Genomic DNA, 27,000 nt, shown 5'->3' on the forward strand with positions numbered 1-27,000 from the left:
GTTCTGGTGGCGTTGATGTTCTCTGTGGCTGGCGGGGCATACGCTCAAGAGTCTCCGCTCACAGAGCAGGATAAGGCGCTTATTGAGCAAGGAAAGCAAATTGCCCAAAAGGCCCAGAAGATGGAAATGCCATCTCTGTTGCAAAACCAACACATGGACGAGGCTCAGGCCGAAGCCAAGGCATTTTTCAAGCAGCTCCAAACTACTAACCCAACGCTCAAGGAGATGCACCGGAAACAGGCTGAAAAGGGTATCTACTCTGACCATCGGATACTGGTTTTCGCCTCGTTGTCTCTTGGCGAACAGGGGTTAGATGACGTCCTAACGGCGGTGTCAGGCCAGCCTGATTCTGTAATTGTGTTCCGTGGCATCCCGGAAGGAATGAACTTGGGGCAGGGAGTTAAAGCTATTCAGGCGCTCGCGGCCAAAAAAGACCCAGTGCCGAACATCATCATCAACCCTACGTTGTTCAAAACGTACAACATCACAGCCGTTCCCACGATTGTGATGCTGGAGGATGAGCCGCTGCCTGGCGAACAACCAAACGTCGTCGCCCAGGTCTCCGGGTTGTCCGACCCGGTATGGTTGGCTCGGGAAGTGGATAACGGAGAAAAAGGCGATCTCGGCGTTAAGGGGCCGGTGGAGAAAATCAGTGAGCCAGACCTTATTGATGTTGCCAAGAAACGCCTTGCCAATATCGACTGGGAAGAGAAGAAGAAACAGGCTATAGAGCGCTTCTGGACCAAGCAGAATTTCAATGAGCTGCCAAGAGCGCCAAAATCTCGAACACGAGAAATTGACCCTAGCGTCATGATCACCAGTGACATCAGCACTCCGGATGGCACTGTGTTCGCTCACGCGGGTGACGTGATCAACCCATTGTGCGATCCGAAGGAAGTTTGCAAGCCTGGAACGCGGCCATTTACCCAAGCGGTCGTAGTTTTCGACCCGCTGGACAAAAAGCAAATGGAACTACTCGCCAAGAAGCTGCCTGAAATCAAGCTGGAGCCTGGCGTACAACGGATCACCTATATCGCCACAGAGTTCGACAAAGACAAAGGCTGGGATTCCTACAAGAGTGTCACCGACAACTTTGACGCGCCGGTATATCTGCTGACGCCAGATCTGATTACCCGGTTCGAGCTGGAGCACACACCGAGCGTCATTACTGCCAGAGGCAAGAAGTTTGTTGTCCGCGAACTTGCTGAGGAGGGCGGTGAATGATTTTTGCCCCGGCTTTCCAACCAATTAAAGACGTCGGCACAGGTTCGTTTGTCGCTGCTGAGGTACTGGCTCGTTGGTACGACGAAGGCCGGGTTCTTACACCATCCTCTCTGTCATCTCCTCCTTATTGGGGACTGGTGGATATGGAGATGGCACGGTTCATTCAGGACAACCTTCATTATTGCTTGGATCTGTACCCGGCTCTCTTTCTGAATGTCTCCGAACAAACTTTGCAATCAGACGTCATCTTCAAGGCGTGGTGTAGGGTTGTCCGCGACATTGCTAAAAATCACTCATCACGGCTTGTCATCGAGATTACAGAGGGCATTCAGGACGCCTCTCTCGCATCGAGATGGGAGGCTCTGACCGAAATAGGGGTTGAGCTGGCGCTGGATGACTATGGAGACAAAAACTCTTCTCTGGATCGCCTGAGCCGTTATGACTGGCACTATTGCAAGTTTGACGCGAGAAGACTGCGGTCGCTTGAAGACTACCCGGCCATCCTCCACTGCCGCCGAAAAGGCATACAGCTCATTGCTGAGCAGGTGGAGAGCTTCCCATTGGGGGAGAGCGCCAAATTACTTGGACTGTCATGGCAACAAGGTTTCTATCACGGGAAGCCTGCTGTCATGGAGAAAAATTTGAATTACGTAAAGGCCTTACCATGATGCAAAAAATTCTACGGATCATGGCCGTTAGCGCGGTCTTTTGGGTTGGTTCGGTATCGGCTGACCCTGGGTGCCAGAATGCGGAAGTGATCGGCGGAAAACTGATTACTGACATCTGCTGGAGCTGTATTTTCCCTATCAAAGTAGCAGGGGTTCCTATAAGTGGTGGAGGCGGATCATTCCCGAGTGAAGCCGTAAGCAACCCTCTGTGTATGTGCGAGGATAATCTAGGGGTCCCTCGGCCTGGAGTCACCACTTCTATGTGGGAGCCAGCACGGCTCGTTGAATTTCAGAGAGTGCCTGGCTGCTCATCAGTCTTGAATGGTGTCAGGTTCCCGTTTGATAGGACTAACCAAGGGCATCATGGCATGGGAGACATGGATGGTGGTGATGGTTCTTTTATGCACTATCACTACTATGCGTTTCCTCTGTTGGTGATGCTCGATTTATTTATTAAGCAGACCTGTAATGCTGATGGGTATATGGATCTCGACATCATGTACATGTCGGAGCTCGACCCGACCTGGAACAATGATGAGCTCGCTTTTTTTACCAATCCAGAGGCGGCGGCAGTAGCAAACCCAATTGCGGCGGCTGCGTGTACTGCTGATGCTGTCTCATCAACCGCTGGAAAACCTTTAAAACAGCTTTTCTGGTGTGCTGGTTCATGGGGCACCCTGTATCCATTTAGTGGCAACCAGAATGGTGGAAAAGGTGTTATCCGCGATAGCAGTCTTCTTAGCACAAGGGTTCTGGCTGCTTTGCATCGCCGGGGGTTAGCGTGGAAGACAATGGGTTCTGAGGCTATGTGTAGAGGCGTTATTAGCCCAACACTACCCAAAACGCAGTACAAATTCACGCTATTGCATCCGGTTCCAGAGACAAACTCATCTCACGTAATTGGCGAATCCACTCTTACGTGGGGTCTGGCGCGAACTATACCGGCAATTGGGCAAGACCCTATTTACACCATCTGGCGATGGAATGATTGCTGTAACAATTGAGCAGACCCTAACGAATTTGCACGGGCATTTTAGATTATGCCCCAAAAGGGCCACTACACGTACAGGTGGCCCTTGTCTTCTCAGATAGCATGGGAAGGTTGAAATGGAGAACACAATGCGAAGTCATAATTACTTTATGAAAGCTGTGGCCTCGCTGTTGACAGTAACCATGTCTGCGCTGCCGATACATTCCTACGCTAACGGTAGCCAAGACCAGGACATCACAGCGGTGGGTAAAGAGGCCCAGGCTTTCGGACAAAACCTCTCAAACTCATTCAAGTCGAGCTCGGGGACTGTGCAAGATGGCACAATCTCTATGCCGACGTTGAAAGACGGTCAATTCCAAATGAACGGGGGGAGTCAGATTAATGTCAATGATCTATTCCCCGGAACGAGCGGGACCAACAATAAACCTGATAGTTATTACTTCCCTGATGCCAATAAACCTGATGTGGGCGGTCTGCAAGGCATTTACGACTCTGGCGATGACATGGACAGCGTGGGGAATAATGCAAAAGGGTCGCTGTGGAGTGATGCCAATAGTGCTAATCCATCAATCTCTGGTGCGGCATACAAGGTTCTTCTCGATGCCTCTAATCGATCACGCCCTGATTTCAGTAATGACCCGGTACTAAATCTAAGCAAAAAGACCTATGAGGATATGGACCTCATCGCAGGTGGCTTTGGGGATTGTTCTGCCGAAACAACCATCAATCAGAATACTATCAACGCCCACATTCCAGAGTATGAACGGTGTCAGCGTGTTGTAGATCAAAGCGCGGACTGTGAGGTTGTCCATGACTACGACGCCTCTGTGGTGAAGCACTATGATGGTCCATATAACCTCAAATCTTGTGGAGAAGGCTGTACTGAGTTGTGGATTGGTCGAGTGGGGGACAACTACTGGAGTGGTAACTGCAAGATTTATGAGGAGTACACGCGGGTCCAAGTCAGCAATCCAGATGCCATAGTGTCTGCAACGCTTGAATACGCCAAGTGGGATGACTACATGCAAGTGTGGGTCGGTAAGTCCGGCCAAGAGACTAAAGTGTGGTCTGGCCCAGATGGCAACTTCCCTCCAGAAACAGCCGGTAGATGTGAGCTCTCCACGAGTTGGGAGCGAAACCCTAATGTTGATGTCACTCCCTATTTTAAGAACGTGAAAGATGGTGATGTTGTTACGTTTAAGATCCGCGTTTCAGTAAGTGGCGAAGGTGAGGGTTTTGGCCGCATAAAACTCCGCTATGACCCATCGAAAGCCATTACCAAGGATGAGTGGGCTCCACAGAGCTGCATGGATTCAGCCAAAGGGGTGGTAGATGGTTTTGCGGAAGGCGAGATCACATGTATAGATGACCCGACTGATGCTACTGGCTGCACAGTCATCAATGGGATCAAAGTTTGCGAATCTCAACTCAAGCCGTCACCTTTGCCTGGTATTCCAAAACTATGCAAAAAGGTTCGAGTTAAAGCTGACTATGACTTCTATAAGGGGCAAATGGACTGCTGGACAGACCCTCAAGGTGAAACGCACTGTCCGGTAAACACGGGCGGGAATCTCGATAGCTGTCAGAAATATGAAGAAAACCCTCAGTGCGGCTTCATCAGTTCCAAATGTGTTGATGGTGCTCAGGGAAGTTCTGGTACGTGCTACGTCCACGAGGATACTTATGACTGTGGTACAGATGTTTCTGTTCCGACCTTGGAAAAGGAAACTGAGTACCAGTGCGGTGGGCCTATACGCTGCATGGGAGATGACTGCCTTGATTTGACCAAAACACAAAGCACTGATTTTGCTCGCGCTACTGCGTTGCTCAATGCAGCCCAATTCATGACGCAGGATATGAGCTGCACAGGCCAAGATGGGGATGACAATCCTACCGGGGATGAAAACGTTATTTGCTCTGCTTTTGCAGGGGAAGCTGGCGAATGCAAGATAGCTGTTGGGGGAGTTTCTGATTGCTGTGAAAAGCCAACCAATATATCTCTTGCCGATTATCTGAACCTAATAATGGCCGTTCCAAAGCTCGATGGCGCAGTGATGGGGCTGACTGATGGTAATGCGCTTAAAGGTGCTTATCAGGTACTTAGGGAACCTGCCCTTCAAGGGTGGACAGAAGTCACAAAACCGTTCACAAGTTATATAGAGAACGTTTCAGGTGCTGTTGATTCGTTCTTCCAGCCTGTAGAGCAGTTTGTTGATCAACTCATTGACCAGCTCAAAGAGCAAGTCAAAGAAGTGATGATGGATGTCATGAAATCAGCAGGCCAAGATGCAGCAACAGAGCAGGCGGCTGCCGCAGCATCTGAACAAGCTGCCGAAGCAATGATGGAGACTGCGACAACATGGCTTAGCACTGCCATGACGATATATACCGTCTATGTCGTTGCGATGGTGATGATCCAGATGATTTATAAGTGCGAGGAAGAAGAGTTCACTATGAACGCAAAAAGAGCGCTCAAGAATTGCACCTATGTAGGCTCTTATTGTAAATCTAAGGTGTTGGGCGCTTGTATTGAAAAAAGAGAAGCGTATTGCTGCTTCAATTCTCCGCTCTCTCGTATTATACAAGAACAGGTTCGCCCTCAATTGGGGCAGAACTTTGGAGACCCCAAAAATCCTCAGTGTGAAGGGATTCCACTAGATAAAATTGCCGAAATTGATTGGAGCAAAATTAATTTGGATGAGTGGCTTGGGATATTACAGCAGAACGGTAAATTCCCTGATCCGGCCTCAATAAATCTCGACTCGCTGACTGGAGCAGGGAATGACTTCAATATTGACGGGACGCGGAAGAATGCTCAGGAAAGGGCGTTGGAGCGGTTGGAAGGGATTGATATTGACGCGAAGCGAAAAGAGGCGACAAACAGCATAGACCCTCAAACAGGCGCGCCAACTGGTGGTGGATAAAAAAAGGGGCCTTTCGGCCCCTTTCTCATGTAGATTGATTACGCTTCTGGGTAAACAAATAACTCTGCTTTTCCCTGATCAAGAAGGTAAGGGAAAGCAACTTTTTCGCCATTATCCAGCTCAACCGATTTTGGAGCAAGGTAGAGGTAGGCCCAAGCTGGTAGCTGTTTGCTAATAGCTGCGTAGATCGCTTGCTGAGGAGCATGGCTTGCTGCCCCATTACCGACATTCACAAAGTTGTATGCGGTCTCATGGCCTGATGTGAAGGCATACGCTGTACCTTGAACGCCAGAGACAAAATTAGGAGCTGACCCTAGGCGAGGCTCCACGATTTTCACCTTAACGGAACACATGTCAGCTACCTTACTTTGTCCGTTCACCCACGTCGGGCAACCCCATTCATTCTTGTAGAACTGATAGGTTAGGCGACCGTCTTTGTCATACAGAAGCGTGAAATTGGCACCCAAATCAGTCAGCGCTGACTCAATGGAAACTTTCACATGTGAAAGAAATTTGGCCTGAGCGTCTGCCGGTGAAACTGCTTCGTTAGCAGGCATCCAAGCGATCAAGCTATTGCGAGCGCCATGCTGTTTGGGGCCGATAGCCCAGTTCGCAAGGTTGACCAAGCCACCTTGCCAGTCGGTCATTCCGAGCTGAGGGGACATGTAGCCAGACAGCACGTAGGCTGCCCCAAACGTTTTGGTGTCGGTCAGACGCTCCAGCTTGTCACGCGGAACAGAAGCGTCTTGGATGCCTGTTACCAGGCCACCGGCCTCCGCGATGTTGTAAGCGCGACTGTGATTGGTTTTGTACGCTGTGGGTTCGTAACTGCTGGTGGATGCACAGCCAGATAGAGCTGCTACAGCCAGAGCCACGGTGGTGATTAAAGCCTTTTTCATGTTGTTCTCCGTTCTTACCTGAGTTGAATCTGATTTACTTCGATAATATCACAGCATCAAAAAATGCAACCATAAAAGACAAAAAAAAGCCCCTCGGGCGAGGGGCAAAGGTTTGGGCTGGGTTATGCTGCTTTTGTTTTCTCGGCTTCGTCTGCGATTTCCTTGTCGCCGGTTGCAGATTCCGGAGCGGCTTCGGCCACTTCACCTTCTTTGCCTTTGCTGTGGGCGGAAATGCGAGCCCGTTTCTCGATGCCGATGATTCGACCGGCCAGCTTGATGAGGCGTTGCTGCCATTGGTAAGTGGCGTCGGTGCGCTGCTTGCTGGTCAGTACGGTGTTCAGCCAGAGAGTGTCAACGATCCCCATCAGGGTATCCAGTTTGCGGATCAGGTGTGCAAACTGAGCAACCTGAGGAGAGTTGATCTCGATGGTGTATTCATTCGGGTTGGTGTAGCCGGGCATCATGTCGATGCCGTTGTCTTCCATCAGCTTGTTGAGCTGGGCGGTAGCTTTGTCCAGGTCTTCGGAGACCTTGGAAATGTGTTCCAGGATGACGGTTTCAACCTGGTCGATTTCGTCCTGCTCACCGATGATGCGAAGGATCACGTCGATGGAGAACAGGGAGTTGGAAACTCGCTCAAAGCTGCGTTCCATGACGCGCTGAGCTTGGAGGCTGTTTACTTTCAGAACTTGCTTGAAAACAGGGCGAGAGTAGTGGTTGCTGCGGTCGTTGTTTGTGTCCAGTGCTACTTGTGCTTCTGCCATTAGAGATACTCCTAAATTTGAGGTACAGATAAACGCACTGGAAAGGATAAATGCGGTCAATCTGTAACCTGACCTCTCGAAGTGCCCAAAATGGACAGTTACAGCGTTTTCTGTTTAGCAAAGGTGAGCTATATTTGAATCATCTTAGTCGCTCTGCGGCTATAGGTGAGATAGCTGGTCTCCGAAAACAAACAGCATCTAGTCTTATGCCGTATGGCATTACTTAACCCCAAGCCGGGGGCTTCTCCCGGTTTTCGGGTGTTGCCCCTGTTTTTTTTACATAGGAGCAACACCATGCACATCATCACTTTCATTGTAGTTCTGCTTGCATCTCTGGGCGCACTGTACGTAGGCGCGAAGGCATTTGCTTTTTCCTTCATCGTTCTCGCTAAAGTGTTCCAGCGTATCGGTTTGTTCCTTTGGAACAAATTCGCAGTTCCTGCAATGCGGTCTGTACAGGCCGTCATCAAAGAACGTGCTGCCAAGGCTGAACAAGCCAAAGCAGTCGTTGAACCTGAGGTAACTCAAGTTCAAGAAGTCGCTAAACAAGAACCTGACTGGGATTATCTCGAAATCCCGACTTACCTTCGTAAGGGCAAGGAACTTGTTTGGTAATAACTGTCGCTGAGTAATCTTCGACACTTTCAAACCCATCGGGGCAACCATACCCCGACGGGGATGTTGCCCCTTTTTGCTTAGGAGCAACATCATGGAAATCGCTATCATCGCTTTGTGTATCCCTGCTGGTTGGGCAATCTCTCGTCCTTTCGTGAGAATCGCTGAATCGTTCGGTTACTGCTGATAGTCAACGCAAAGGGAGGGGGCAACCCCTCTCTTTCTGGTCAAGCCTCTGTGGCTTGTCCTCAAAGTCTTCTGGTGTCAGTTGGCTTTGACGACAAGCTACAGGGGGAATGTCGAATGCAACAGAATCTTCATGTTTACGACGATCACGCAGGCATCATCTATCTGGCTGATGGACGCGAGGTGAAATTTGATCCGAAACTGTATTCCAGCTCCTACCAGGCGCACAGTGAAGCAGTGAAGTGGGCCAAAGAAACCGGGGTCATTGGTCAAAACGACGATGTGGTGATGTTCGTCCATTGAGGGAGTAGCCTCCAGGAGAGGCTACTCTCCTCGCTCCTTAAAAGTCTTCTTACTCATGGTGAATACCATCAGTAAGCAGATTTTGTTCTCTTCGGAGAGCGAAAAGTGCGATAGCTGGTCGCCAAAAACAAACAGCAAATTAACGTTAATTTACTAGCCCAACCGGGCGCATCCGCCCGGTTCGGGACGTGGTGCGCCTGTCACAATAGGAGCGCACCTATGTCTCAATACTCTCAATTCTCAGTAAGCAAGGTTTTCGGTATGCCCAGCATTCCGGAGAAGGTAACGGCCATCGGCTACGCTGACGGTTCAAACCCTTTCATCCCTGCCACTGATACCAACTACGTTTTCCGCAAAGAGTTTCTGCGAGAGGTCTTGGCCTATCTCAAAGAGCCTGGCGGTGACGCATTGTTCGTAACCGGCCCTACCGGGTCTGGCAAAACCTCAGGTATCACCGAGATCGCTGGTCGTCTCAACTGGCCTGTTCAGCAAATCACTGCCCACGGGCGGATGGAGCTGACAGATCTGATTGGACATCACGCTCTGGTCGCGGAAAAGCCTGGTCAACCACCTGTCATGAAGTTCATGTATGGACCTCTGGCAGTCGCTATGCGTGAAGGTCATCTGCTCCTCATCAACGAGGTGGATTTGGCCGACCCTGCCGAGCTGGCTGGTCTCAACGATGTCCTTGAAGGGCGTCCCCTTGTGATCGCTCAGAATGGCGGGGAAATCATCAAGCCGCACCCGATGTTTCGTGTGGTCGTTACTGGTAACTCTACGGGGTCCGGTGATGCTTCTGGTTTGTACCAGGGGGTGATGATGCAGAACCTCGCAGCTATGGATCGCTATCGTTTCACCAAAGTAGGGTATGCGGATGAGGAAGCTGAACTCAGCATTCTTGGCCGTGCTACTCCGAAACTTCCGGAAAATGTGCGGAAGGGAATGGTTCGGATTGCTAATCAGGTCCGCAAACTGTTTCTTGGCGAAAACGGTGAAGATGGTCAGATCAGCGTCACCATGTCCACTCGGACGTTGGTGCGTTGGGCGAAACTGTCTCTAGCGTTCCGTGGTGCCCCAAATGCTCTTGAATACGCCTTGGATCAAGCTCTGCTTATCCGTGCGGCCAAAGAGGAGCGTGAAGCCATCCTGCGTGTTGCGAAGGATGTGTTCGGGGACCAATGGCGCTAAGAGGTGACGCATGAAGAAAAATGACTGTTTGTGCCGTCGTTACACTGCTAAAGAGTGGGGCAATGACGAAACCACAATAGAAGTCTTCATTGGCTACAAGTTGCTCCGGGAGCCCAGCTCCTCGGAGCCAGGCCAATTCACGATGGTCGAGCTACGCCGAACCGTCACTGATGGGAAAGCTGAAAATTGGTCTGAGACAAAGCTCGAAGGACCTTTTGAAGCTAACGGCCCAGACACGATCCCAATGTCCTACAAGGACAAAGAAAGCCAGTATGTGTCACAGTTTCTCAGCCAGGGGTACACCTTTCTGGATGAGGTGCTGGTAAACGCAGAGACACAGACGGTGCTGGAAGGGGGGAATGTTTCAGCCGGACAAACAGCCAGCTTGGGATCTCTCAACTGGCTGTTATCTCCGCCCTCTGAGTTACCTCCAGGTGACATAAACCTCTTCAAAGGTTTTGTTGCTGGGGTTTTTGCCAAAGGAGCCGGTTTAATCGGCTTTGAGGTTGCTCGGAGCGAAGGCTCAAATGACTTGCTACCCAGTGTGCTGATGCGTACTGACAGCGGTTATGAGCTTGGGGTTAGCACTGGACTAGGCGAAAACACTATCCATCCAGCTACGCTGGAAGGCGCTGGTGAACTCCGCCCGGAACATGGTCACAAACCCCTGCTGATGTTGGTTTACCTGCAACAGCGTTTCGCGGATGACTTTTCAAACGTAGAGAAGCCGCTGGTGGCATTCTGTGATGAACAGGGTGATACCTTCGACTACGAGCGTTTTGATTCACTAAAACCCCTCATTGAACGGTTTGGTTTCAGCTACGACGAAGTAAGAGCAGATGCAGAAAGGCTTGGCCTTGTATCTGAGCTGATTCGCCTGGCAGAGATCGACGCCGAACAAGAGGATCACTTTTTTTAACCCTTACGGGGGCTTGCTCCCCGAAAGGGGCGTTGGCCCTCTCCAAATAACTTGGAGGTCATGATGTCTAAAGGCGTCAACAAAGTAATTCTGGTCGGTAATCTCGGTTCTGACCCGGAAATTCGCTACATGCCAAGCGGCACTGCCGTTGCCAACTTCAACGTTGCAACAACGGATACGTGGCGCGATAAGCAGTCTGGCGAGCAAAGAGAGCATACTGAGTGGCACCGTATTGTGCTTAAAGGTCGTTTGGCGGAAGTCGCTGGTGAGTACCTGAAAAAGGGCTCCCAAGTCTATCTCGAAGGGAGCAACCGCACCCGGAAGTGGACTGACAGCCAACAAATCGAGCGCTACACCACCGAAGTACACTGCGTTGAAATGCAGATGCTTGGTGGTCGTGGAAATGCACCTCAGGACAACTCTCAACGTGCAGCGCCCCAAAAAGGGCAACGTACAGGAGCCGGTACGCAATCTGCTCCTGTGCAGCAATCAGCACCGCAAGGTGGTATGGGCGGAGGCTATGGTCCCGCTCCTGATGGCTGGGATGATGACATCCCGTTCATGCGGCTGCACCACTTGGCTGGCGGGTAACACCGCCAACTCTTACTAAACCCCACGGGGGCACTCATGCCCCGAGGGGGTCATGGTGTCCTCAAACCGTTCATTCGTGAATTGGAGAAACACCATGTCTGATAACAAATCTCTTGTAACCCGTATCGCAAGCCGGTTTGGCGTGGACACCCGAAAGTTCTATGAAACTTTGAAGGCGACCGCATTCAAGCAGCGAGATGGAAGTGCCCCGACCGATGAGCAGATGATGACGCTCCTGATCGTGGCTGAACAGTACGGTTTGAACCCTTTCACTCGGGAAATCTATGCGTTTCCTGACAAGCAAAATGGGATCATTCCGGTAGTAGGTGTTGATGGTTGGAGCCGCATCATCAACGAGCATCCCCAGTATGATGGCGTCGAGTTCGTGTATTCGGACAAGATGGTCAGAATGCAGGGGGCGAAAGTTGACTGCCCTGAGTGGATTGAATGCGTGATTTACCGTAAGGACAGATCTCGCCCTATCCGCATCAAGGAGTTCATTGATGAGGTGTACCGTGAACCGTTTCAGGGTCAAGGTCGCAATGGTGCTTACACTGTTGATGGCCCCTGGCAAACGCACACCAAGCGTCAACTCCGGCACAAGTCGCTGATCCAGTGTTCTCGTGTCGCATTTGGTTTCTCTGGTATTTATGACCAGGATGAAGCTGAACGCATCCGTGAAATGGAGCAGGCATCGGCCATTAACCCGGCTATTGCCAATCTCCCTTCACCATCTCAAGTTCAAAGCCAAGAGCCTTTGGCTATTGAGCACAAAGAGCTTGACCCGATCCTAACCAAACTCGCAAATCGCGCCATTGCTGAAAACGCATGGTCTGCGGCGCATGAGTATGTGAAGGGACGGTATGAAGGTTCGGAACTGCAATATGCGACTCAATTCCTTCGTGACAAGGAGATGGATCAAATGGAGCCTCCGAAACCTGACTACCAGGAAGCGCACGAGCAAGAGTCCGCCGCTGGTGGTTCTGCAAATGCTGAACCTGGTGCCGAAGAAATGCCGCCTTTGAGTGACGAGGACATGATCCCTGTTACAGAAGAGGAGGGCGCGGAAGGCAGTTACTACTAACCCCAACGGGGGGGACTCCCCCGCTGGGGGAGATCTCCCTCCTAACCATTGGAGAGAGGTCCATGAAAATAGTCAACCTATCGCAACGCGAGGAAGATTGGCTTGATTGGCGGCGTCAAGGTGTAACAGCCACTGACGCCGCTATCCTGCTCAATCGGTCTCCGTACAAAACACGATGGAGACTGTGGGCCGAGAAGACTGGGTATGCGCGTGAAGTCGATCTGAGTCTTAATCCGCTGGTTCGCCGGGGGATAGAAAACGAAGATGCTGCAAGACGCGCTTTCGAGGAGAAGTATGATGACATGCTGCTCCCCGCCTGTGTCGAATCGGTTCAATACCCGCTCATGAGGGCCTCCCTGGATGGCCTGAGAGATAACGGGGAGCCCGTCGAGCTGAAAAGCCCGAGTGCGACTGTCTGGGAAGATGTTTGTGCTGAGAAAGCAAACAGCAAGGCATACCAGCTTTATTACCCGCAGGTGCAACACCAGCTCCTGGTAACGGGGACCAAGCAAGGCTGGTTAGTCTTCTACTTTGAAGGTCAGATTCAGGAGTTTCCAATACTCCGAGACGAAGCCATGATTCAAGAAATCTTGGCCGAGGCTAAAAAGTTCTGGCAACAGGTAGTAGACAAGAAGGAGCCCGACAAAGATCCAGAGAGAGACCTGTACATACCGCAAGGTGAAGAGGTCAACCGTTGGATTGCTGCTGCTGAGGAATACCGCCTCTATGATGCAGAGATTCAGGAGCTGAAACAGCGACTGTCTGAGCTTCAAGAAAGGCAAAAGCCTCATCTCGACACCATGAAGTCCCTCATGGGGGAATACTTCCATGCCGACTACTGCGGTGTGATGGTAACGAGATACAAAGCGGCTGGCCGGGTAGACTACAAAAAGCTGTTGGCTGATAAGGCGTCAGGCGTGAAGCCTGAGGATGTTGACCAGTACAGAGAGAAGTCATCAGAGCGGTGCCGTGTAACGGTTACTGGCTCTGTGAAGCCACGGTACATTGTTGATGAGGACGTGCTTGCTCCTCTTGATGATTTGCCGGAAGAAGTAGAGACGTTCTACTGGTGAGTGGGGGATTTTCCCCCGCTTTCCCTTGGGGATTCTGGGAGTCTCCAACGGAAAGCAAGATTTTGTTCTCTTCGGAGAGCGAAAAGTGCGATAGCTGGTCGCCAAAAACAAACAGCAAATTAACGTTAATTTACTAGCCCAACCGGGCGCATCCGCCCGGTTCGGGACGTGGTGCGCCCCCAACTTTTTGGAGTGCATCATGACTAAAGTGAACCATCTACAAAGCCTCTGTGTTATCCACGTAGACTTTGACATCTGGAGTGGACAAACCCGTTTGTCTGCATCTGATCTCAAGCTGGGCGAGGGTGGTGAAATTCCACCTGAGAAAGTAGCTCAACTGGGAAGTAAGAAGATCTGTGATCCGGCTAAGCTGAAAGGCTTTCATCGCCTGAAAACAGAAACTCGTCGCCTCCTGCTGAAATTCGGTATGCCGTTCATGAACGGATTTGCCGTACCCGTCAGCAAGACCGATGAAATCTGTAACAAGCTGAATGACATCAACTTTCAGTTTAACCAACTGAAACAGGATTTCATCAAAGGTTACAACAAAGCCGTGGATGAATGGTGTCAGGAGAACCCTGAGTATGAACGAGCTATCCGTGCCGGAGCCCTTCCAAAGGAAACGGTCGAGGAGCGGATTGGCTTTGAGTACCAGGTGTTCATGATCCAGCCTGTGAACGAAGATGAGGCCAACGCCAAACGCCTTAACCGCAAGGTTGAGCGCCTGGGTGACGATCTCATCTCCGAAGTGGTTCAGGAAGCGAATAAGTTCTATATGGAACGTTTGGCCGGTCGAGACCAATGTGCGGTCACTACTCGGCAGACACTCCGTAACATCCGCGACAAGGTGGATGGGCTTAGCTTCCTGAACAGCGCTTTTAACCCTCTGGTCAAGCTGCTCGACCAAACCCTCCGGGGATACGAGCAACATGCCGATGGCCGAAACATCGTTGCGCCTTTCTTTTATCAGGTCGTGGCCGCAGTGCTGATCATGAGCGAGAGGGACCGCATCGAGCAGTATGCCAATGGCTCGATTACTGTAGAGGGCATGGCTAATGACATTGGCGGTTCGGGAGCCCAGATGGGGGACCGTTCTAAAGATGAAAAGGCCGAACAGAAAAGCGATAAAGCCGGTGAGCTTATCCCTGCAACAGAGGGTGGCGAAACCAAGCAGCAACAGGTAGGTGGTACTGAATCTGTTCAATCAGAACAGACTAACAGCGGTGGTAACTCTGTTGACCTGGATGAAGACATCGACAACTTCTTCAAGAGTTTTGCAGAACGAGGCGAGGGTGAATCGGAAGATGAATCCAATGCCGGTGATGTGGTTCGAGAAGAGCGTGTTGATGTTGAGGATGAGCTGGTTTTGCCTGAGGAAACTCCGGTAGAGCAAGAGCCTGTCCAAGAGGAGACGACAGAGGAGCCTCTCAACCAGGAGCTGCCTAAAACTGACGACGATGGCGACTATTTCTTCTAATAGTCACTTCAACTAAACCGACCCGGAGGGGATAGCCATTCCCTCCAGGGGTGGACTATCTCCTTCCCTACCAGGAGAAAAGATATGTCCAAAAAACGCACCATTTACAGCGCTCTACCAATCGTGGCCGCAGCCTATGGTGAAAAACTCGGTGTCAAAGTCGCCATCGGTAACGATGACGCATACACCGATGGTAAGACCATCGTGGTTCCGAATATCCCCGACGACTATCCTCACATGGATGCTGTCTGGGGGTATTTGGCCCATGAAGCAGCCCATGTCCGGTTTACGGACTTTGGTGTTGAGCGCCGCAGAGGTCTTCATGCTGAGTTGTCCAACGTTTTGGAGGACTGCCGCATAGAACGGGCCATGATGGAACTCTTCCCCGGTACGTCGCAGACCCTGAATGAGGTTGCTCGCTATATGGCTCAAGCTGGTCATTACGAGCACGTCACAGACAAAGAGGCCCCTGCCTCCATTCTGACAGGGTTTTGTTTGTACTGGTTGCAAACCAAGGCTGTAGGGCAATCCGTCCTTCAACCCTATCTCGATTCGGCTACCCCCGTATTCGAGCGCGTGTTCCCTCAGGGTGTTGTTGTTCGGCTGAACGCTTTACTGCGTAAGGCTGTGAACACTAAGTCAACCGCAGAGGTGACATCCTTGGCCGACCAAATCATCAAGATGATCGAGGAGGAAAAGGAGAAAGAAGAGCAAAAGCCCCAGAATGGTCAGGATGGTAACAACCAGCAGAATGCTGGTGGCAACCAACCTCAGAACAGTCAGGGCGGAAGTGGTAACGATCAAAACCAAGGGCCTGATGCCAATGGTGGTGATCAGCAAGGTAAAGACCAGAAGCAAGACGATGCTAACGGGAAATCTGATCCGAAAGGACAGGGCGACCAAGGCAAGTCGGATACTGATGGTGGCAGCAAGGCAGGACAAAGCCAGGCTGGTGGCAATTCTGACGCGGCGAAACAAGACGCGGCCAAAATGCTCCAGCAGGTTCTGAATGCCGGTGCCGGTGATTTGCGTGGTGACGCGCATGATGCACTTAAAGCCGAGCTCAACCGGGTGGCTCAAGATAAGGGGGACAGTAGCTATATGACTGTTCGCTCTGCTGTGAACACCCAGGACAACCCTGCTGTTGGCAAAAGCCTGGTAGGGGATGTGAAGAGCACCACTTCAAAGATAAGAACGCAGCTCTACGGATTGGTCCAGGCCAGCCAGCGAGTTGCTCACCGTAACCAACGATCAGGGAAGCGTGTGGATGCTCGGAAACTACATCGTGTAGTGACGGGTGATACCCGCGTATTCCTCAAGCCAGAAGCCAAGAAACGCCCTAATACGGCGGTTCACATCCTGGTTGATATGAGCTCCTCGATGGCCTACAAGGCCGCCAATGGAAAGGAGCGTCAAGACATTGCGCGGGAAGCGTCCTTGGCTATTTCGATGGCTCTGGAAGCAATACCCGGCGTAAACCCGGCAGTCACCTTTTTTGGTGGCAACCGGAACCAGCCAGTGTTCAGTGTCGTGAAGCATGGAGATACGGTTCAGAATCGGGCCGGTCGGTTTGGGTTCAAAGCAACTGGCGGTACGCCTATGGCGGAAGCTATGTGGTATGCAGCTTTTGAACTCACCAAGACCCGTGAAGAGCGAAAAATGTTGATCGTAGTGACTGACGGGCAGCCTCAAAGCGCCCCGGCATGTCGCTCAGTGATTGACCTCTGTGAACGAAGCGATGTTGAGGTGATCGGCATAGGGGTAGAGACTACCGCAGTGTCAGGACTGTTCCAAAAGAACATTGTCATTGATGATGCGGCAGCTCTGCAACGCACACTGTTTAAGTTGATGGAGCGGTCATTGACTGCTTTTGCAGCTTAACAGGAAGTGAAACGACAAACGGCTATCCCTTCGGGGGTGGCCGTTTTTATTTGGAGAGTCTATGAACCAATTCCATTCATCTTTGGATTTGTATCATCGGAACAAAGGTAGAAGGGCTACAGTGCCGGAGACGCCTTTTTTACTGCTTGCTAAGCGCATTCCTCCGATGTACTGGAGACTGTTCCAGGGTGTTACTTTGGATAGTCGTATGGGATACACAGGCAGGCGGCAGTTCCACCGTCTTGGGCAAGCAATCGACTGGGCAAAGTCATCAGTTGGCGATTCCTGGTCAAATAAGCGCTTTCACAAGCCGGTAGGCCTCGATGTATTGCTGGCCTGTACTGCGAGTAAGGTGCCTGAACATCTGGTCGAAGAACTGAAAAGACGGGGCAGTTGATGCGTCTTTGAGCTTTGCACCCGAAAAGGGCAGTTTGAGCGTTCCTGTTCACACAGCTCTCGTGGAACAATCAAAGTGAGGAGGGAATACCCTCCCACTTTCTCAGAGGCCTTCATTGAGGGTTGCTGAGAAAGTGAATTTTGTCCTCTCTGAGGGCGAAACGTGCGATAGCTGGTCGCCAAAAACAAACAGCATTCAACCTCAGCCTAAGGGCGCACTGCGCCTGACAGGCTCTGTGTGCCCAAGTTACTTTAAGGAGCACACATGTCTCATCTGAACAATCTCAAATCCGTAATGATCTCTCTCGCCGCCGAACATAAGCTGCCTGAAATCTACCAGGATGACATCACTACCGATGTGGAGTCTCTGGATCGATTCGATGGTTTACGTCTGGTCTGGCTGTTGCGGTCTTGCGGCAGCGTATTGGTGCCAGCGGAAGTTGGCGTTAATCCGATCTATATCACCCATTGGTTGTGGTCTAACCACGGTCAACAGGTGGTTCCATTCTCTGTGGATACCCGCACGGGGTTGATTGAAAAAATCGACTTCGAGCAAGCTGAAAAGCTGATCATGCAGATGCCTTGCAACCTCTCTTCATTGCAGAACAAGGAATACTTGGTTGACCAGGTAAACCGAGTATTGCAACGAGGTTGTGAAATGCGTATCTGGGGTATCTTCGAGTCTCCAAGCTCGGTGGAATCCGTTGGTGGTTGGAAAGAGTGGCAGAGCTATTTCAGCTCTACTGGGAATCGACTGATGGCCGATTTCGTTGGTAAAGCCATTCGATTCACCAACCCTCGATAAATCGCCGTTCAACCATTAACCCTAATTAACCCTATGGGGCTCCGATAGCCCTGAGGGGACGGGGCTCCGCAATCGCAATAAGGAGTCCCTATGAAAAACCTATCAGCTTTGGAAGCAGTTCTTGACTACGACAAACCTTCTCGACGTTTTCTTGATGAGCTCAACGAAAACCAGATGAAGGATTTGTCCGGGGAAATCTTCGCCAAGCTCTACTGGAGCAAGCGTAATCCCCAGTGGTACGAGAAAGACACCAATCGGCTGTTTGCACGACTTCGTTGGGTTCAGCGCATCATCAAGAAGCGCTTGAAAACCGGCAAGGTTAAACCTGAACTGACAGAAAATGGTTCAGTGATGGAGCGCTTCAACTTCCCTTATGGTGACACTCTCGATTTCTTCCATCGGTACTTGCGACATCCCAAATGGGAGGTTGTGTATCAAGAATCGGGGTGCAGTGCCTTTTGGAAAAATGAAGCAACGCTTGAGCTATGCACCTACTGCGAAGGTGATGTGGTCATGATGAAGGCTCCTGATGAAGCAACCTTCTTTCGTGATTGCAATCGCCTTAGCTGGTGGTATGCAGATAACGCTTGATCTTAATCCCTAACCAGGGGCGAACCGGCCCCTGATGGGAGCATGGTGCGCCCCATCTATGATGGAGGACGCCATGTTCAAATCATCAGTATGCTCCTACGAAAACAGGGGGCCTTACGGAAACAACAAGTACCGAGGCAACTGCTCGGGCTTTATCGTTAAAGACTTCATTGAGTCTTACATGAGAAAGCCGAACGGGCTGGTGGCAGACCCAAGTGTTGGGGGTGGCTCTAGCATCGACGTTGCCAATGAACTTGGTGTCCGTTTCAAAGGGACAGACTTGCATCAGGGGTTCAACCTGTTGCGGGATGACTTCCTTTCGTTCCTCGGAGAGCCTGCACACCTGATCTGGTGGCACCCTCCTTACTGGGACATGATCCAGTATTCAGGTAAGCAGTGGGGCGAGCCCAACAAATGGGATATGAGCCGCATGAATTTGCCTGAGTTCGTTGAAGCCCTTGAGCTGGCCGTTATGAATATTCATGACGCCTGTGAGCGAGGAGGGCATTACGGAATCCTCATGGGAAACCTGAGGCGCGATGGGGATTATTTCAACCTGTCCAGCCTTGTGGAACGTATCGCACCTGGGAAGCTGGTGGATGAGATCATCAAAACACAGCACAACTGTGTGAGTGACCGAACTCAGTATTCCGGGAAGCTGGTGCGTATCGCCCATGAAAAGCTGTTGGTGTTTCGTCGTAACGACGTTGCCTCATCGCTCTGTCTTCTTGCTGCCGTACACCGTCGAGCAACCAATATGGTTTCGACTACGTGGAAAGCTGCAATACGCCGAACCCTACAGGGGAAAACGTTGAAGCTGGAGCAGATTTACAAAGAGATTGAACCCTACGCAAAGCATCGAGAGAACAACCACTGGCAAGCAAAGGTCAGGCAAGTTCTTCAAGATGCCAGGTTCTTTATTCGCATCGAGGTAGGTGTCTATGCACTTGCTGAGTAGCCCAACCGGGGCGTGACATCCCGGAGGGGATTGGTCGCGCTCATCAACAACAAAGGAGCGTGACCATGAACGTACAACTTCAAGCCAGCAACAATGTGCTGTTGGCGCAAATCGAAAGCAAAGGCCTCACTGTTGAAACGCATTGTCGCAGTGGCTTTTGTGGTATGTGCCGGGTTCGTCTACTCGAAGGTCAAGTGGCTTATGACGAGACGCCCATCGCATTTGTCAAAGAAGGGGAAGTGTTGGTTTGCTGCGCTAAAGCAAAAACCGATGTGACCTTGGAAATTTAACCCATCCGGAGGAGCCTTTCCTGCGGGTGGGGCTCCTCTATCCATTACGAGGAGAAACACTATGTCTATCAATACCAAAGTTGAACAAATCGCATACGGTCATGCTACCGCTCTAGTGCTCAGTGAACTGGGCCAACAAGAGAATTGGTGCAAGGCTTATGAGTATTTGTCTGAGTGTGTAGAACGGGGAGACGAACCTGAGGATCTGGTCGTTTGGCAACCGTTTGAGCACTGGGAATGGAAAGACATTCTGGAGCAGATCGAGAGCGAAGCCGAGTCTCTGCTTTCGACTATTAAGTCGGTTTTAGGCTTGGCCCACAAAGGCATCATTCAGTCAGCAATTGACTGCTCTCTGGATTCGGACATGACCCAGCTTGACCTGATTGGAATGGTCGAGCTCGGAAGTGAAATCGAAGATGGGGAGTGTGCTGGAGGTGGCTATGCAGCTTAACCGATACACGGCCAGGGAGTCTGACAAAAGTCGGATACTTCGGACCATAGGCTGGTGCAAGCGCAACCACCTTACACTTGCCGGTCTTCCATACGAGGACAATCTTGCAGGAAGTGATGGGATCAGCATAGAGATCATCACTCCTCCTGGTATGTCGCGGGAAATGTTGGAGCAAGCCGTCAGAGAGGGGTATTCAGAGCGAGATGTCGTAAGGCATCGCATTCTGGAGTGCCCTGTCGGTTGGTTCATGGAAGCTGATGGCAAGGCATTTGATCATGAAGTGTTCCACGATTACGTGGTGGCTCATGGTTATGGCGAACCTTCCAGCGAAGCCTATGAGCTGGCGGAGCGGTGGTTCTGGCAGGGCAACGATTATGCGTTGATAGCTGCGGAAATAGCCCGGATTTCTCATGAGGCCGGCAGGCGTGGCCGGTGAAGCCTCGGCGTATCAACAACCTGCCTTCCACCGCTAAAAATTGATCGTTTTTTATTCAATTCCCGCGTATGGGGCGCACTGCCCCCTTTCCCCCATTGAGCCGGGCCGGGGGCGCCCGCCTGTTCAGGTCGGCTTGAGGCGGGCAACCAGCCCCGCAAAGAGTTCCTGATGCGGATAGGCCTCGCTGATCAGCACGCGGATGCGCCGGCTGTTGCGAATGATCACCGCACCGATCTTGAGCAGTTTCAAGCGCAGGTTATGGATGCTCATGCGCGCCAATGCGGTGCCCTGGAGATGATCGCGTAGCCGTTCGAACAGCACATAGGCAAAGGCCGACAGCATCAGCCGCCACTGGTTGGTCCACCAGCGTGGGCTGGAGGTGCGGTCGGCGAACAGATCCAACTGTTGGTCCTTGATCCGATTCTCCATGTCGCCACGGCCGCAGTAGTCTTCGTAGTACTGCTGGGCAGCATCCTCGGCAAAGCGGGACACGACGATGAAGCGTGGATTGGCACCCTGCTCGCCATGTTCCAGGCGCGACACGACCAGGCGGCGCCTACGCCAACTACCGGCCTGATAGAGGAAGCGATACACGCCGGACATCTTCTGCCCGGTTTCTTGGTAGGCCTCGGCGACCGCTTGCATGGCCGGCGCCGCCATCCGCTGCAGGCGGGTGTTGCGGGCCAGACCCACCACATAATCCACCTGCTTGCGGTCACACCAGTCGAGCATGCGATGTCGGCAAAAACCGCCGTCACCGCGGAACACGATGCGGGTCTCTGGCCAGAAGCGGCGAATGAACTTGACCAGCAGTGCCAGGATGGCCCAACTGTGTCGGGCGCCATCGATGTTGCTCGGGCGCAAATAGCTCACCAGCAGATGGCGACCACAGAACACATAGAGCGGCAGGAAGCAGTAATGGTCGTAATAGCCATGGAAGAAGCGCCCTTCCTGATCTCCATGCACCGGCACATCGGTCGCATCGAAGTCGAGCACGATCTCAGCCGGCGCCTGGTCATGCTGGGCGATGAAGTGCTCCCACAGCAGGCGATGGGCTTGCACCACCGTTTCGCGATCGGCTTGCTGTTCCAGGCGCCCCAGAGTGGATTTGCCGGCCAGCGGTTGCAGGCGGTTGACCGCAGTCTGCAGCGCGTAGTCATGGCGCAGGCCGTCATGATCGTTGAGATCCTCGTAGCCGGCGGCCAGTGCATAGATACGCTGGGCGAGCAGTGTCTGCAGTCCATGCTGGACACGCCCAGGATCACGCCGATCGGGAACGATTTTGGCCAGGCGGCGGGTCAAGCCATGTTGCCGGTCGACCTCGCGCAGCAGCAACAAGCCCGCATCCGAGGTGATGTGACCACCGGTGAAAGAGGCCTCGACGAGGCGGCGAGAGAGGGGTGAAAAGTGGAGTTTTTCTGGTAGCATTTTGTGCGCGGCTGAAGACTTATGGGGCTTTGTTTGGCGACAAGAATCATAAGGCTTTCAGCCGTTTTTGTTTATGCGGTCATGAGAAATCCGGGATAGTTGCTCGTGATCTTTGTGTTCGTGATGACGAAGATGAGGACTGATCCTATGGATGCTGTAGCGCATATAGCAGCAGATAACCTTGTACCGGCATGTGGAGGTGCAGAGAAGCCGTTTACCGTTAGTGGTAGACAGTGGCTTTACTGCTATCACCCAGCCAGTGGGAGGCACTGCTACTTAGACCTCGATAATGACCGTCCAGTCTGGCATCGAGGATTTCATCCTGCTTTTCATCCTGAGCTTGAGTTCGCTGATGAAGCTGAGTTGCTTCGACCAGTTGAGCGAAAGCCTGACCATGAAGAGCTGGAGGATTTTTACTTTTAACCCACGGGGCCGCTCTTCCTGATGGGAGACGGTCCTCCATTCTCAAAGGAGAAGACCATGAAAGATCACAGTCAAACGATTGTGTTCCCTGGGAACAATGTTGAATCACTTGCTGAGGCTAACGCCATGTTGAGCGCTGTGTCGGAAGATGCACGTAAAGCCAGCAATACGGAAGACAAACGTGACCTTGAATCGCTTCAAGGCTGGCTGGAAGAGAACATCAATTCTCAACTGGCAGGCGTGAAGTAACTATGACTGTAACCCCACTGGGGGCTTCATGCCCCTGTGGGGGCATGGTGCCCGTAAAAGGAGTCACCATGAATGCAGTGAAGATGATCCAGAAGGAAAACCAGCTTGAGCTGCCGCTTTTCTTCCTGGATGAAGAGCCGAAGACCGCAGAAGTCATTCCATTTGAGCCAAAGCCTGAATGGACTGATGATGAGGTAAGGCAGTTACGTGATGGGCTTTTATGGCATAGCCTTAGAGTCCTTGCTGATGGTCGAGCTGGAAGTGAAATCAAGCAGGAAACGATGGCTTGGGTGATGTCCGATGAGGTACATCCATTCTCATTTGTGGTCTGCTGCGATGAAGCAGGTTACGATCCATCTGGAGTAAGGGAAGGCGTGAAGTCTATCCTAAACCGCTTAGCGCGGGTTAAAGCGGGGGGTTAACCCCCTGCTTTCCCAGTGGCATCGACTTTCACATGTGAAAGTTTGTGCCCCTCGGAAAGCAAGATTTTGCTCTCTGTCGAGAGTGAATAGTGAGGTAGCTGGCCTCCCCAAACAAACAGCATTCTACATAACCCTTGGGGGATCACTGCCCCTCGGGCTGGTGGTTCCCTGACAAACATGGAGCCACAACTATGACTACTCTTGCCAGCTTTGCGAATCCGATTTCTGTTATTCAACGCTCACCAACCAGTGGGGTGTTTGGCACAAATCAGTTCGTAGGAGACAAAGAGGGATTTGTACAAAAGGTGCTCGGAAAGTGGTACTGCAATCCAGGGAATACCATTCCCGTTGAGAGCATGTCCCACCTTGAGCAGGCGGAGAAACTGTATGACTTCTATGTCAAGTATCTCCAAGTGAAAGAAAAGATCTCTGTGAACCTTGGCCGGGTGCTGCATAAGCTGTACAGCACTGGTTCTATCAAGGAAGCAGAGATCGTGCTTGAAGCAATAAAGGCTCAGGCTGGCGTAACAGCTTGAGCAATCTACTAACCCTAAACCGGGTGCATCCGCCCGGTTCGGGACGTGGTGCGCCCCCAAACTATTTGGAGTGCATCATGGAAAAACATAACCTCAAATCCGGATTCAGCATCTATTTCGCTGACGTCCATTTCGAGAAACAAGTCTACGCATTCGGCTCAGGACTTGGCTTCACCTCTGTGATTTACGCCTACTCGCTGGGCCGAGATCCGGAAGAAGCTGAGAAGCTGGCGCTTGAAAAGTACGACTCTGACGAAACGAAGGTGAAGAAGGTGCATGTCAATCTGGCTCGCAGCCAGGACATCAACCGCTACACCTTCCCTGAACAAATGGCTGGCTTTGCTAATGCCATTCAGTCTCACGGCATCGCTGTGAACTGAGAACCACTTTAAACCCATCGGGGCCATTACTTCCCGATTGGGACGGTAGTGGCCTCTCAACCGAAAGGAGAGAGCTCATGGCTACTATCGTAAACACCAAGTTAGGAGAACATCGAGGCAAGAAGCGCGTCTGGCTGGAAGGCCAAAAGCTACTGCGTGAAGGTTACTATCCTGGCATGAAGTATGATCTGGAGCTGAAAGATTCCCAGGTTGTGCTTCGCGTCAAAGAGGAGGGTAAGTTCACCATCAGTAAGCGTGAGCGCAATGGCCGGGTGTCTCCAATCATCGATCTGACCGTGCAGGAGCTTGCTACCGTTTTTGACGGTGTAGAGATGCTCCGCGTGTTCATCCGTAACGGCGCAATTGTGATCTCTGCTCACCATCAACAAGAGCGAGTGATCGAGCGCGTCAACCGGCTTATCAGTAAGCTGGAGAATGGAGAATCGCTTTCGGTATGCAGCCTCTTTCATGGGGGTGGTGTGCTTGATAAAGCGATTCACGCCGGTTTTCACAAGGCGGGAATTGCCAGTGCCATATCTGTGGCCGTGGAGATGGAAGGGAAATATCTCGATTCGTCTTTGGCAAATAACCCGGAGCTTTGGAACGAAGATTCTATTGTTATCGAATCGCCAATCCAGGCTGTGAATCTCAGCAAACGCCCACCACAGGTGGATGTTTTGATGGGGGGCATACCGTGTACCGGCGCGTCAAAGTCAGGTCGCAGTAAGAACAAGTTGGAGTTTGCCGAATCGCATGAGGCGGCAGGTGCCATGTTCTTCAACTTCCTGCAATTCGTAGAAGCGCTAAACCCAGCCGTTGTGCTGATTGAGAACGTGCCTGAGTACCAGAACACCGCTTCGATGGAAGTGATTCGTTCGGTGCTCTCTTCGTTGGGTTACTCCCTACAAGAGCGCATTCTCGACGGCAATGAGTTTGGGGTTATTGAGCGCCGCAAGCGTCTTTGTGTTGTTGCGCTTTCCCACGGGATCGACGGGTTTGAACTTGAGAAGGTTCAGCCTGTTCGCACCAAGGAAAGTCGCATACAGGACATCCTGGAGCCAGTTCCGCTCGATTCTGAACGTTGGAAGTCATTTGACTATCTGGCTGAGAAGGAGTTGAGAGACAAAGCTGCTGGCAAGGGGTTCTCTCGCCAGCTTCTGACTGGCGACGATGAGTTTTGCGGCACCATAGGTAAGGACTATGCAAAATGCAGAAGTACCGAACCTTTCATTGTTCATCCAGAACAGCCGGAGTTGTCTCGCATCTTTACACCGACAGAACATTGTCGAGTGAAAGGGATACCAGAGGAACTCATCCAAGGTCTGTCGGACACTATTGCCCACCAGATTCTCGGGCAATCGGTAGTCTTTCCCGCGTTCGAGGCTTTAGCCCTCGCATTAGGGAACAGCCTGTGGAGCTGGGTTGGAATGATGCCAATCATGGTCGAAGTCGTGGATGAATCACAGCCGGTGATCGGTGGTGAAGACTTCCATTGGGCAACGGCATTGGTTGACGCAAAGGGCACTCTCAAGCTGTCACCGGCAGCGAAAAAACAGGGGATGCCCTTCAACATTATGGATGGTCAATTGGCTGTCTATTCACCTAACGGAACTAAAAAGAGCTGCGGCCATGAGCCTTGCGAATATCTCCCGGTAATGATGTCCGGAGACGCAATCATGGTCACTTCATCTTTGGTTCATTAGTAACTCACCGGGGCAATGCCGAAAGGCCTTTGCTCCGGCCTATCCGAAAGGAGAGTAATCATGAAAATCGAAACTGTTGTGCCTTTACCTCCCGAGGATTCAGGCCTTCAACACTGCATTGCCAGGTTCCATAACCGCAACATGGATTCCAAGCGAAAAGACAAGACCCGTTTTTTCAGGAGGGAGCCGGTTATGATCGTAAACCCAGAGACCAAAGCAAAGGTTCTCCGGTATGCGATGGGCAACCCTGGGAATTTATCCATCACAAAGCTGGCGGTCGCGCTGGATTACGATGCGGTAGATGCTCTGGGTGTTCGTTTTAAAGACACTGTAAATCTTGAGGTTCGCAGAGCCAGGCGCTGGGAAGTCTGGCAGTGGTTCTGGAACCATCCGGATCAAAGTGTCCAACTGTCAATCAAATTGGGCGTGGTTGGCGCTGTGTTGGGAGTCATGGGCTTCCTGACTGGCGTAGCTCCGTACCTCTTGGGATAAACCAATAAAGCCGTTAACGGGCAATGTAAGTCCGGAGACGGCTTGCATTGCTCTCTCGAAAGTGGAGAGTCAAATGAACACATTAGAACAACTTGTAAATCAGAGAGTGCTTGAGGAAGGTCTGAAAAAGGCGAAGCCATTGGCCGCGCAAATGGGGCTTGAATCTGTACCTGATGAGATGCTTGAAATGATCTGCCCAAACTTGAACTACTCTGGGCAGTTTACGCCAGCTCTGTACGCGAGATTTCAAAGCGTAAAGCGATTACTGAAAGAGTTGTCGGAACAAACCTCACCTAAGCACGGGCATATTGTGAAGTTTACCAACCAATATGGGAGCTACGATGAGTCAGCTTTGCTGTTCAAAGAAGGCGACGTCAGAAACCAGAACTTGGTTGCTTGTGTGGGCGGGAAGACGATAAATCTCGGAGAGCTAGAGCTTCGAGATTATGGGCTCAATATGCACATCGGTTGCGGTGGACCATTTGAGCCGATCTCAGAAGCGCAGATTCAGTCCTTGTCTGAGTTTGACTTCTATGAGACGACCTACAGATTCTGGGGCCAGAATCCATGTGGAAACGGGATGATAGACATCACCGTCCCTATGAAACGTTGGTTCTTGACTGTGTAGCTTCAACCTGAGTGCGCCGAGAAAT

General features: G+C 51.6%; 30 protein-coding genes. 27 read left to right on the plus strand and 3 right to left on the minus strand.

Annotation, left to right across the window (positions count from 1 at the left end):
* Positions 1-15: 15 nt before the first annotated feature.
* The 4 genes from ACDI39_RS02415 to traN all read left to right on the plus strand — a co-directional run bounded on the left by ACDI39_RS02415 (position 16) and on the right by traN (position 5,807).
* Entirely contained in the window at positions 16-1,224 is a 1,209-nt protein-coding gene (locus ACDI39_RS02415) for a TrbC family F-type conjugative pilus assembly protein (protein ID WP_000493161.1), read from the plus strand.
* Positions 1,221-1,892, plus strand: coding sequence for an EAL domain-containing protein (locus ACDI39_RS02420; RefSeq protein ID WP_000575345.1), 672 nt, complete (start codon positions 1,221-1,223; stop codon positions 1,890-1,892). Before ACDI39_RS02415 ends, ACDI39_RS02420 begins: the two co-directional genes overlap by 4 nt.
* 20 nt (positions 1,893-1,912) lie before the next feature.
* Positions 1,913-2,896: a TraU family protein gene (locus ACDI39_RS02425; protein WP_015060043.1), complete on the plus strand. Its 984-nt coding sequence runs from the start codon at positions 1,913-1,915 to the stop codon at positions 2,894-2,896.
* A 115-nt stretch (positions 2,897-3,011) separates the two neighbouring features.
* Positions 3,012-5,807 carry a conjugal transfer mating pair stabilization protein TraN gene (traN, locus tag ACDI39_RS02430; protein ID WP_001256484.1) on the plus strand — a complete coding sequence of 932 codons (2,796 nt, stop codon included), beginning with the start codon at positions 3,012-3,014 and terminating at the stop codon, positions 5,805-5,807.
* Positions 5,808-5,845: 38 nt separating this feature from the next.
* Here traN and ACDI39_RS02435 read toward each other — a convergent pair whose 3' ends face one another.
* Both ACDI39_RS02435 and ACDI39_RS02440 read right to left on the minus strand, forming a co-directional pair.
* Positions 5,846-6,706 (minus strand): hypothetical protein, encoded by an 861-nt coding sequence (locus tag ACDI39_RS02435; protein WP_000709517.1) that lies wholly within the window; start codon positions 6,704-6,706, stop codon positions 5,846-5,848.
* 122 nt (positions 6,707-6,828) lie between these two features.
* Complete coding sequence (locus ACDI39_RS02440) at positions 6,829-7,470, minus strand: hypothetical protein (RefSeq protein WP_000796664.1); 642 nt, start codon at positions 7,468-7,470, stop codon at positions 6,829-6,831.
* A gap of 294 nt (positions 7,471-7,764) precedes the next feature.
* On the opposite strand from ACDI39_RS02440, the gene ACDI39_RS02445 reads away from it, so the two are divergent.
* The 16 genes from ACDI39_RS02445 (at position 7,765) to ACDI39_RS02520 (ending at position 20,714) form a co-directional block, all read left to right on the plus strand.
* Complete coding sequence (locus tag ACDI39_RS02445) at positions 7,765-8,085, plus strand: hypothetical protein (protein ID WP_000547566.1); 321 nt, start codon at positions 7,765-7,767, stop codon at positions 8,083-8,085.
* A 303-nt stretch (positions 8,086-8,388) separates the two neighbouring features.
* A complete protein-coding gene (locus ACDI39_RS02450; protein WP_001186917.1) occupies positions 8,389-8,574 on the plus strand; it encodes a hypothetical protein in 186 nt (61 codons plus the stop codon).
* A gap of 219 nt (positions 8,575-8,793) precedes the next feature.
* Positions 8,794-9,762 (plus strand): AAA family ATPase, encoded by a 969-nt coding sequence (locus tag ACDI39_RS02455; protein WP_000085160.1) that lies wholly within the window; start codon positions 8,794-8,796, stop codon positions 9,760-9,762.
* Between the two features lie 10 nt (positions 9,763-9,772).
* Positions 9,773-10,681 carry a hypothetical protein gene (locus ACDI39_RS02460; RefSeq protein WP_000739139.1) on the plus strand — a complete coding sequence of 303 codons (909 nt, stop codon included), beginning with the start codon at positions 9,773-9,775 and terminating at the stop codon, positions 10,679-10,681.
* Between the two features lie 63 nt (positions 10,682-10,744).
* Positions 10,745-11,272 (plus strand): single-stranded DNA-binding protein, encoded by a 528-nt coding sequence (ssb, locus tag ACDI39_RS02465; protein WP_000033700.1) that lies wholly within the window; start codon positions 10,745-10,747, stop codon positions 11,270-11,272.
* 94 nt (positions 11,273-11,366) lie between these two features.
* Positions 11,367-12,356 (plus strand): phage recombination protein Bet, encoded by a 990-nt coding sequence (gene bet, locus ACDI39_RS02470; RefSeq protein WP_001282585.1) that lies wholly within the window; start codon positions 11,367-11,369, stop codon positions 12,354-12,356.
* Between the two features lie 62 nt (positions 12,357-12,418).
* Complete coding sequence (locus ACDI39_RS02475; protein WP_486537492.1) at positions 12,419-13,429, plus strand: YqaJ viral recombinase family nuclease; 1,011 nt, start codon at positions 12,419-12,421, stop codon at positions 13,427-13,429.
* A gap of 199 nt (positions 13,430-13,628) precedes the next feature.
* Complete coding sequence (locus ACDI39_RS02480) at positions 13,629-14,906, plus strand: DUF3150 domain-containing protein (protein WP_000170087.1); 1,278 nt, start codon at positions 13,629-13,631, stop codon at positions 14,904-14,906.
* Between the two features lie 84 nt (positions 14,907-14,990).
* Positions 14,991-16,787, plus strand: a complete 1,797-nt coding sequence (locus ACDI39_RS02485) for a VWA domain-containing protein (RefSeq protein ID WP_000039319.1) — start codon at positions 14,991-14,993, stop codon at positions 16,785-16,787.
* 61 nt (positions 16,788-16,848) lie between these two features.
* A complete protein-coding gene (locus ACDI39_RS02490) occupies positions 16,849-17,184 on the plus strand; it encodes a hypothetical protein (RefSeq protein ID WP_001447572.1) in 336 nt (111 codons plus the stop codon).
* Between the two features lie 264 nt (positions 17,185-17,448).
* Positions 17,449-17,988 (plus strand): hypothetical protein, encoded by a 540-nt coding sequence (locus ACDI39_RS02495; protein ID WP_000018872.1) that lies wholly within the window; start codon positions 17,449-17,451, stop codon positions 17,986-17,988.
* Between the two features lie 90 nt (positions 17,989-18,078).
* Positions 18,079-18,579 carry a hypothetical protein gene (locus tag ACDI39_RS02500; protein ID WP_000793769.1) on the plus strand — a complete coding sequence of 167 codons (501 nt, stop codon included), beginning with the start codon at positions 18,079-18,081 and terminating at the stop codon, positions 18,577-18,579.
* Positions 18,580-18,652: 73 nt separating this feature from the next.
* Positions 18,653-19,537 (plus strand): hypothetical protein, encoded by an 885-nt coding sequence (locus tag ACDI39_RS02505; protein ID WP_000477209.1) that lies wholly within the window; start codon positions 18,653-18,655, stop codon positions 19,535-19,537.
* Positions 19,538-19,602: 65 nt separating this feature from the next.
* Complete coding sequence (gene yfaE / locus ACDI39_RS02510) at positions 19,603-19,827, plus strand: class I ribonucleotide reductase maintenance protein YfaE (RefSeq protein ID WP_001102700.1); 225 nt, start codon at positions 19,603-19,605, stop codon at positions 19,825-19,827.
* Between the two features lie 61 nt (positions 19,828-19,888).
* Positions 19,889-20,278: a hypothetical protein gene (locus ACDI39_RS02515; protein WP_000026577.1), complete on the plus strand. Its 390-nt coding sequence runs from the start codon at positions 19,889-19,891 to the stop codon at positions 20,276-20,278.
* Positions 20,268-20,714, plus strand: coding sequence for a hypothetical protein (locus ACDI39_RS02520; RefSeq protein WP_486537499.1), 447 nt, complete (start codon positions 20,268-20,270; stop codon positions 20,712-20,714). The genes ACDI39_RS02515 and ACDI39_RS02520 overlap by 11 nt, the downstream gene beginning before the upstream one ends.
* 123 nt (positions 20,715-20,837) lie before the next feature.
* Here the strand turns inward: ACDI39_RS02520 and ACDI39_RS02525 are convergent, their stop codons facing one another.
* Positions 20,838-22,142, minus strand: coding sequence for an IS1380-like element ISPa33 family transposase (locus ACDI39_RS02525; protein ID WP_010793081.1), 1,305 nt, complete (start codon positions 22,140-22,142; stop codon positions 20,838-20,840).
* 480 nt (positions 22,143-22,622) lie between these two features.
* On the opposite strand from ACDI39_RS02525, the gene ACDI39_RS02530 reads away from it, so the two are divergent.
* From ACDI39_RS02530 to ACDI39_RS02560, 7 genes are all read left to right on the plus strand, one after another.
* The gene (locus ACDI39_RS02530) at positions 22,623-22,814 is read left to right on the plus strand and encodes a hypothetical protein (protein WP_000651508.1); all 192 of its coding nucleotides are present in this window, start codon (positions 22,623-22,625) and stop codon (positions 22,812-22,814) included.
* 68 nt (positions 22,815-22,882) lie between these two features.
* Positions 22,883-23,236: a hypothetical protein gene (locus ACDI39_RS02535; protein WP_000994741.1), complete on the plus strand. Its 354-nt coding sequence runs from the start codon at positions 22,883-22,885 to the stop codon at positions 23,234-23,236.
* 191 nt (positions 23,237-23,427) lie between these two features.
* Positions 23,428-23,772, plus strand: a complete 345-nt coding sequence (locus ACDI39_RS02540) for a hypothetical protein (protein WP_000209093.1) — start codon at positions 23,428-23,430, stop codon at positions 23,770-23,772.
* Positions 23,773-23,849: 77 nt separating this feature from the next.
* Positions 23,850-24,152 (plus strand): hypothetical protein, encoded by a 303-nt coding sequence (locus ACDI39_RS02545; RefSeq protein ID WP_000410925.1) that lies wholly within the window; start codon positions 23,850-23,852, stop codon positions 24,150-24,152.
* A gap of 77 nt (positions 24,153-24,229) precedes the next feature.
* Entirely contained in the window at positions 24,230-25,855 is a 1,626-nt protein-coding gene (locus ACDI39_RS02550) for a DNA cytosine methyltransferase (protein WP_000201432.1), read from the plus strand.
* A 60-nt stretch (positions 25,856-25,915) separates the two neighbouring features.
* Positions 25,916-26,347 carry a hypothetical protein gene (locus tag ACDI39_RS02555; protein ID WP_000687894.1) on the plus strand — a complete coding sequence of 144 codons (432 nt, stop codon included), beginning with the start codon at positions 25,916-25,918 and terminating at the stop codon, positions 26,345-26,347.
* A 73-nt stretch (positions 26,348-26,420) separates the two neighbouring features.
* Positions 26,421-26,975, plus strand: a complete 555-nt coding sequence (locus ACDI39_RS02560; protein WP_001093867.1) for a hypothetical protein — start codon at positions 26,421-26,423, stop codon at positions 26,973-26,975.
* Positions 26,976-27,000 lie beyond the last annotated feature (25 nt).

The sequence above is a fragment of the Pseudomonas sp. Tun-23181 genome, assembly GCF_057415455.1.

What these genes read in the sequence shown, in the direction of transcription:
- yfaE (WP_001102700.1), top strand. Translation starts at nt 19,603, where the DNA reads ATGAACGTACAACTTCAAGCCAGCAACAATGTGCTGTTGGCGCAAATC.
- ACDI39_RS02450 (WP_001186917.1), top strand. Translation starts at nt 8,389, where the DNA reads ATGCAACAGAATCTTCATGTTTACGACGATCACGCAGGCATCATCTAT.
- ACDI39_RS02525 (WP_010793081.1), bottom strand. Translation starts at nt 22,142, where the DNA reads ATGCTACCAGAAAAACTCCACTTTTCACCCCTCTCTCGCCGCCTCGTC.
- ACDI39_RS02540 (WP_000209093.1), top strand. Translation starts at nt 23,428, where the DNA reads ATGACTACTCTTGCCAGCTTTGCGAATCCGATTTCTGTTATTCAACGC.
- ACDI39_RS02515 (WP_000026577.1), top strand. Translation starts at nt 19,889, where the DNA reads ATGTCTATCAATACCAAAGTTGAACAAATCGCATACGGTCATGCTACC.
- bet (WP_001282585.1), top strand. Translation starts at nt 11,367, where the DNA reads ATGTCTGATAACAAATCTCTTGTAACCCGTATCGCAAGCCGGTTTGGC.
- ACDI39_RS02455 (WP_000085160.1), top strand. Translation starts at nt 8,794, where the DNA reads ATGTCTCAATACTCTCAATTCTCAGTAAGCAAGGTTTTCGGTATGCCC.
- ACDI39_RS02480 (WP_000170087.1), top strand. Translation starts at nt 13,629, where the DNA reads ATGACTAAAGTGAACCATCTACAAAGCCTCTGTGTTATCCACGTAGAC.
- ACDI39_RS02415 (WP_000493161.1), top strand. Translation starts at nt 16, where the DNA reads ATGTTCTCTGTGGCTGGCGGGGCATACGCTCAAGAGTCTCCGCTCACA.
- ACDI39_RS02475 (WP_486537492.1), top strand. Translation starts at nt 12,419, where the DNA reads ATGAAAATAGTCAACCTATCGCAACGCGAGGAAGATTGGCTTGATTGG.
- ACDI39_RS02505 (WP_000477209.1), top strand. Translation starts at nt 18,653, where the DNA reads ATGTTCAAATCATCAGTATGCTCCTACGAAAACAGGGGGCCTTACGGA.
- ACDI39_RS02440 (WP_000796664.1), bottom strand. Translation starts at nt 7,470, where the DNA reads ATGGCAGAAGCACAAGTAGCACTGGACACAAACAACGACCGCAGCAAC.
- ACDI39_RS02435 (WP_000709517.1), bottom strand. Translation starts at nt 6,706, where the DNA reads ATGAAAAAGGCTTTAATCACCACCGTGGCTCTGGCTGTAGCAGCTCTA.
- traN (WP_001256484.1), top strand. Translation starts at nt 3,012, where the DNA reads ATGCGAAGTCATAATTACTTTATGAAAGCTGTGGCCTCGCTGTTGACA.
- ACDI39_RS02550 (WP_000201432.1), top strand. Translation starts at nt 24,230, where the DNA reads ATGGCTACTATCGTAAACACCAAGTTAGGAGAACATCGAGGCAAGAAG.
- ACDI39_RS02520 (WP_486537499.1), top strand. Translation starts at nt 20,268, where the DNA reads ATGCAGCTTAACCGATACACGGCCAGGGAGTCTGACAAAAGTCGGATA.
- ACDI39_RS02445 (WP_000547566.1), top strand. Translation starts at nt 7,765, where the DNA reads ATGCACATCATCACTTTCATTGTAGTTCTGCTTGCATCTCTGGGCGCA.
- ACDI39_RS02535 (WP_000994741.1), top strand. Translation starts at nt 22,883, where the DNA reads ATGAATGCAGTGAAGATGATCCAGAAGGAAAACCAGCTTGAGCTGCCG.
- ACDI39_RS02560 (WP_001093867.1), top strand. Translation starts at nt 26,421, where the DNA reads ATGAACACATTAGAACAACTTGTAAATCAGAGAGTGCTTGAGGAAGGT.
- ssb (WP_000033700.1), top strand. Translation starts at nt 10,745, where the DNA reads ATGTCTAAAGGCGTCAACAAAGTAATTCTGGTCGGTAATCTCGGTTCT.
- ACDI39_RS02545 (WP_000410925.1), top strand. Translation starts at nt 23,850, where the DNA reads ATGGAAAAACATAACCTCAAATCCGGATTCAGCATCTATTTCGCTGAC.
- ACDI39_RS02460 (WP_000739139.1), top strand. Translation starts at nt 9,773, where the DNA reads ATGAAGAAAAATGACTGTTTGTGCCGTCGTTACACTGCTAAAGAGTGG.
- ACDI39_RS02425 (WP_015060043.1), top strand. Translation starts at nt 1,913, where the DNA reads ATGGCCGTTAGCGCGGTCTTTTGGGTTGGTTCGGTATCGGCTGACCCT.
- ACDI39_RS02485 (WP_000039319.1), top strand. Translation starts at nt 14,991, where the DNA reads ATGTCCAAAAAACGCACCATTTACAGCGCTCTACCAATCGTGGCCGCA.
- ACDI39_RS02555 (WP_000687894.1), top strand. Translation starts at nt 25,916, where the DNA reads ATGAAAATCGAAACTGTTGTGCCTTTACCTCCCGAGGATTCAGGCCTT.
- ACDI39_RS02420 (WP_000575345.1), top strand. Translation starts at nt 1,221, where the DNA reads ATGATTTTTGCCCCGGCTTTCCAACCAATTAAAGACGTCGGCACAGGT.
- ACDI39_RS02530 (WP_000651508.1), top strand. Translation starts at nt 22,623, where the DNA reads ATGAAAGATCACAGTCAAACGATTGTGTTCCCTGGGAACAATGTTGAA.
- ACDI39_RS02495 (WP_000018872.1), top strand. Translation starts at nt 17,449, where the DNA reads ATGTCTCATCTGAACAATCTCAAATCCGTAATGATCTCTCTCGCCGCC.
- ACDI39_RS02490 (WP_001447572.1), top strand. Translation starts at nt 16,849, where the DNA reads ATGAACCAATTCCATTCATCTTTGGATTTGTATCATCGGAACAAAGGT.
- ACDI39_RS02500 (WP_000793769.1), top strand. Translation starts at nt 18,079, where the DNA reads ATGAAAAACCTATCAGCTTTGGAAGCAGTTCTTGACTACGACAAACCT.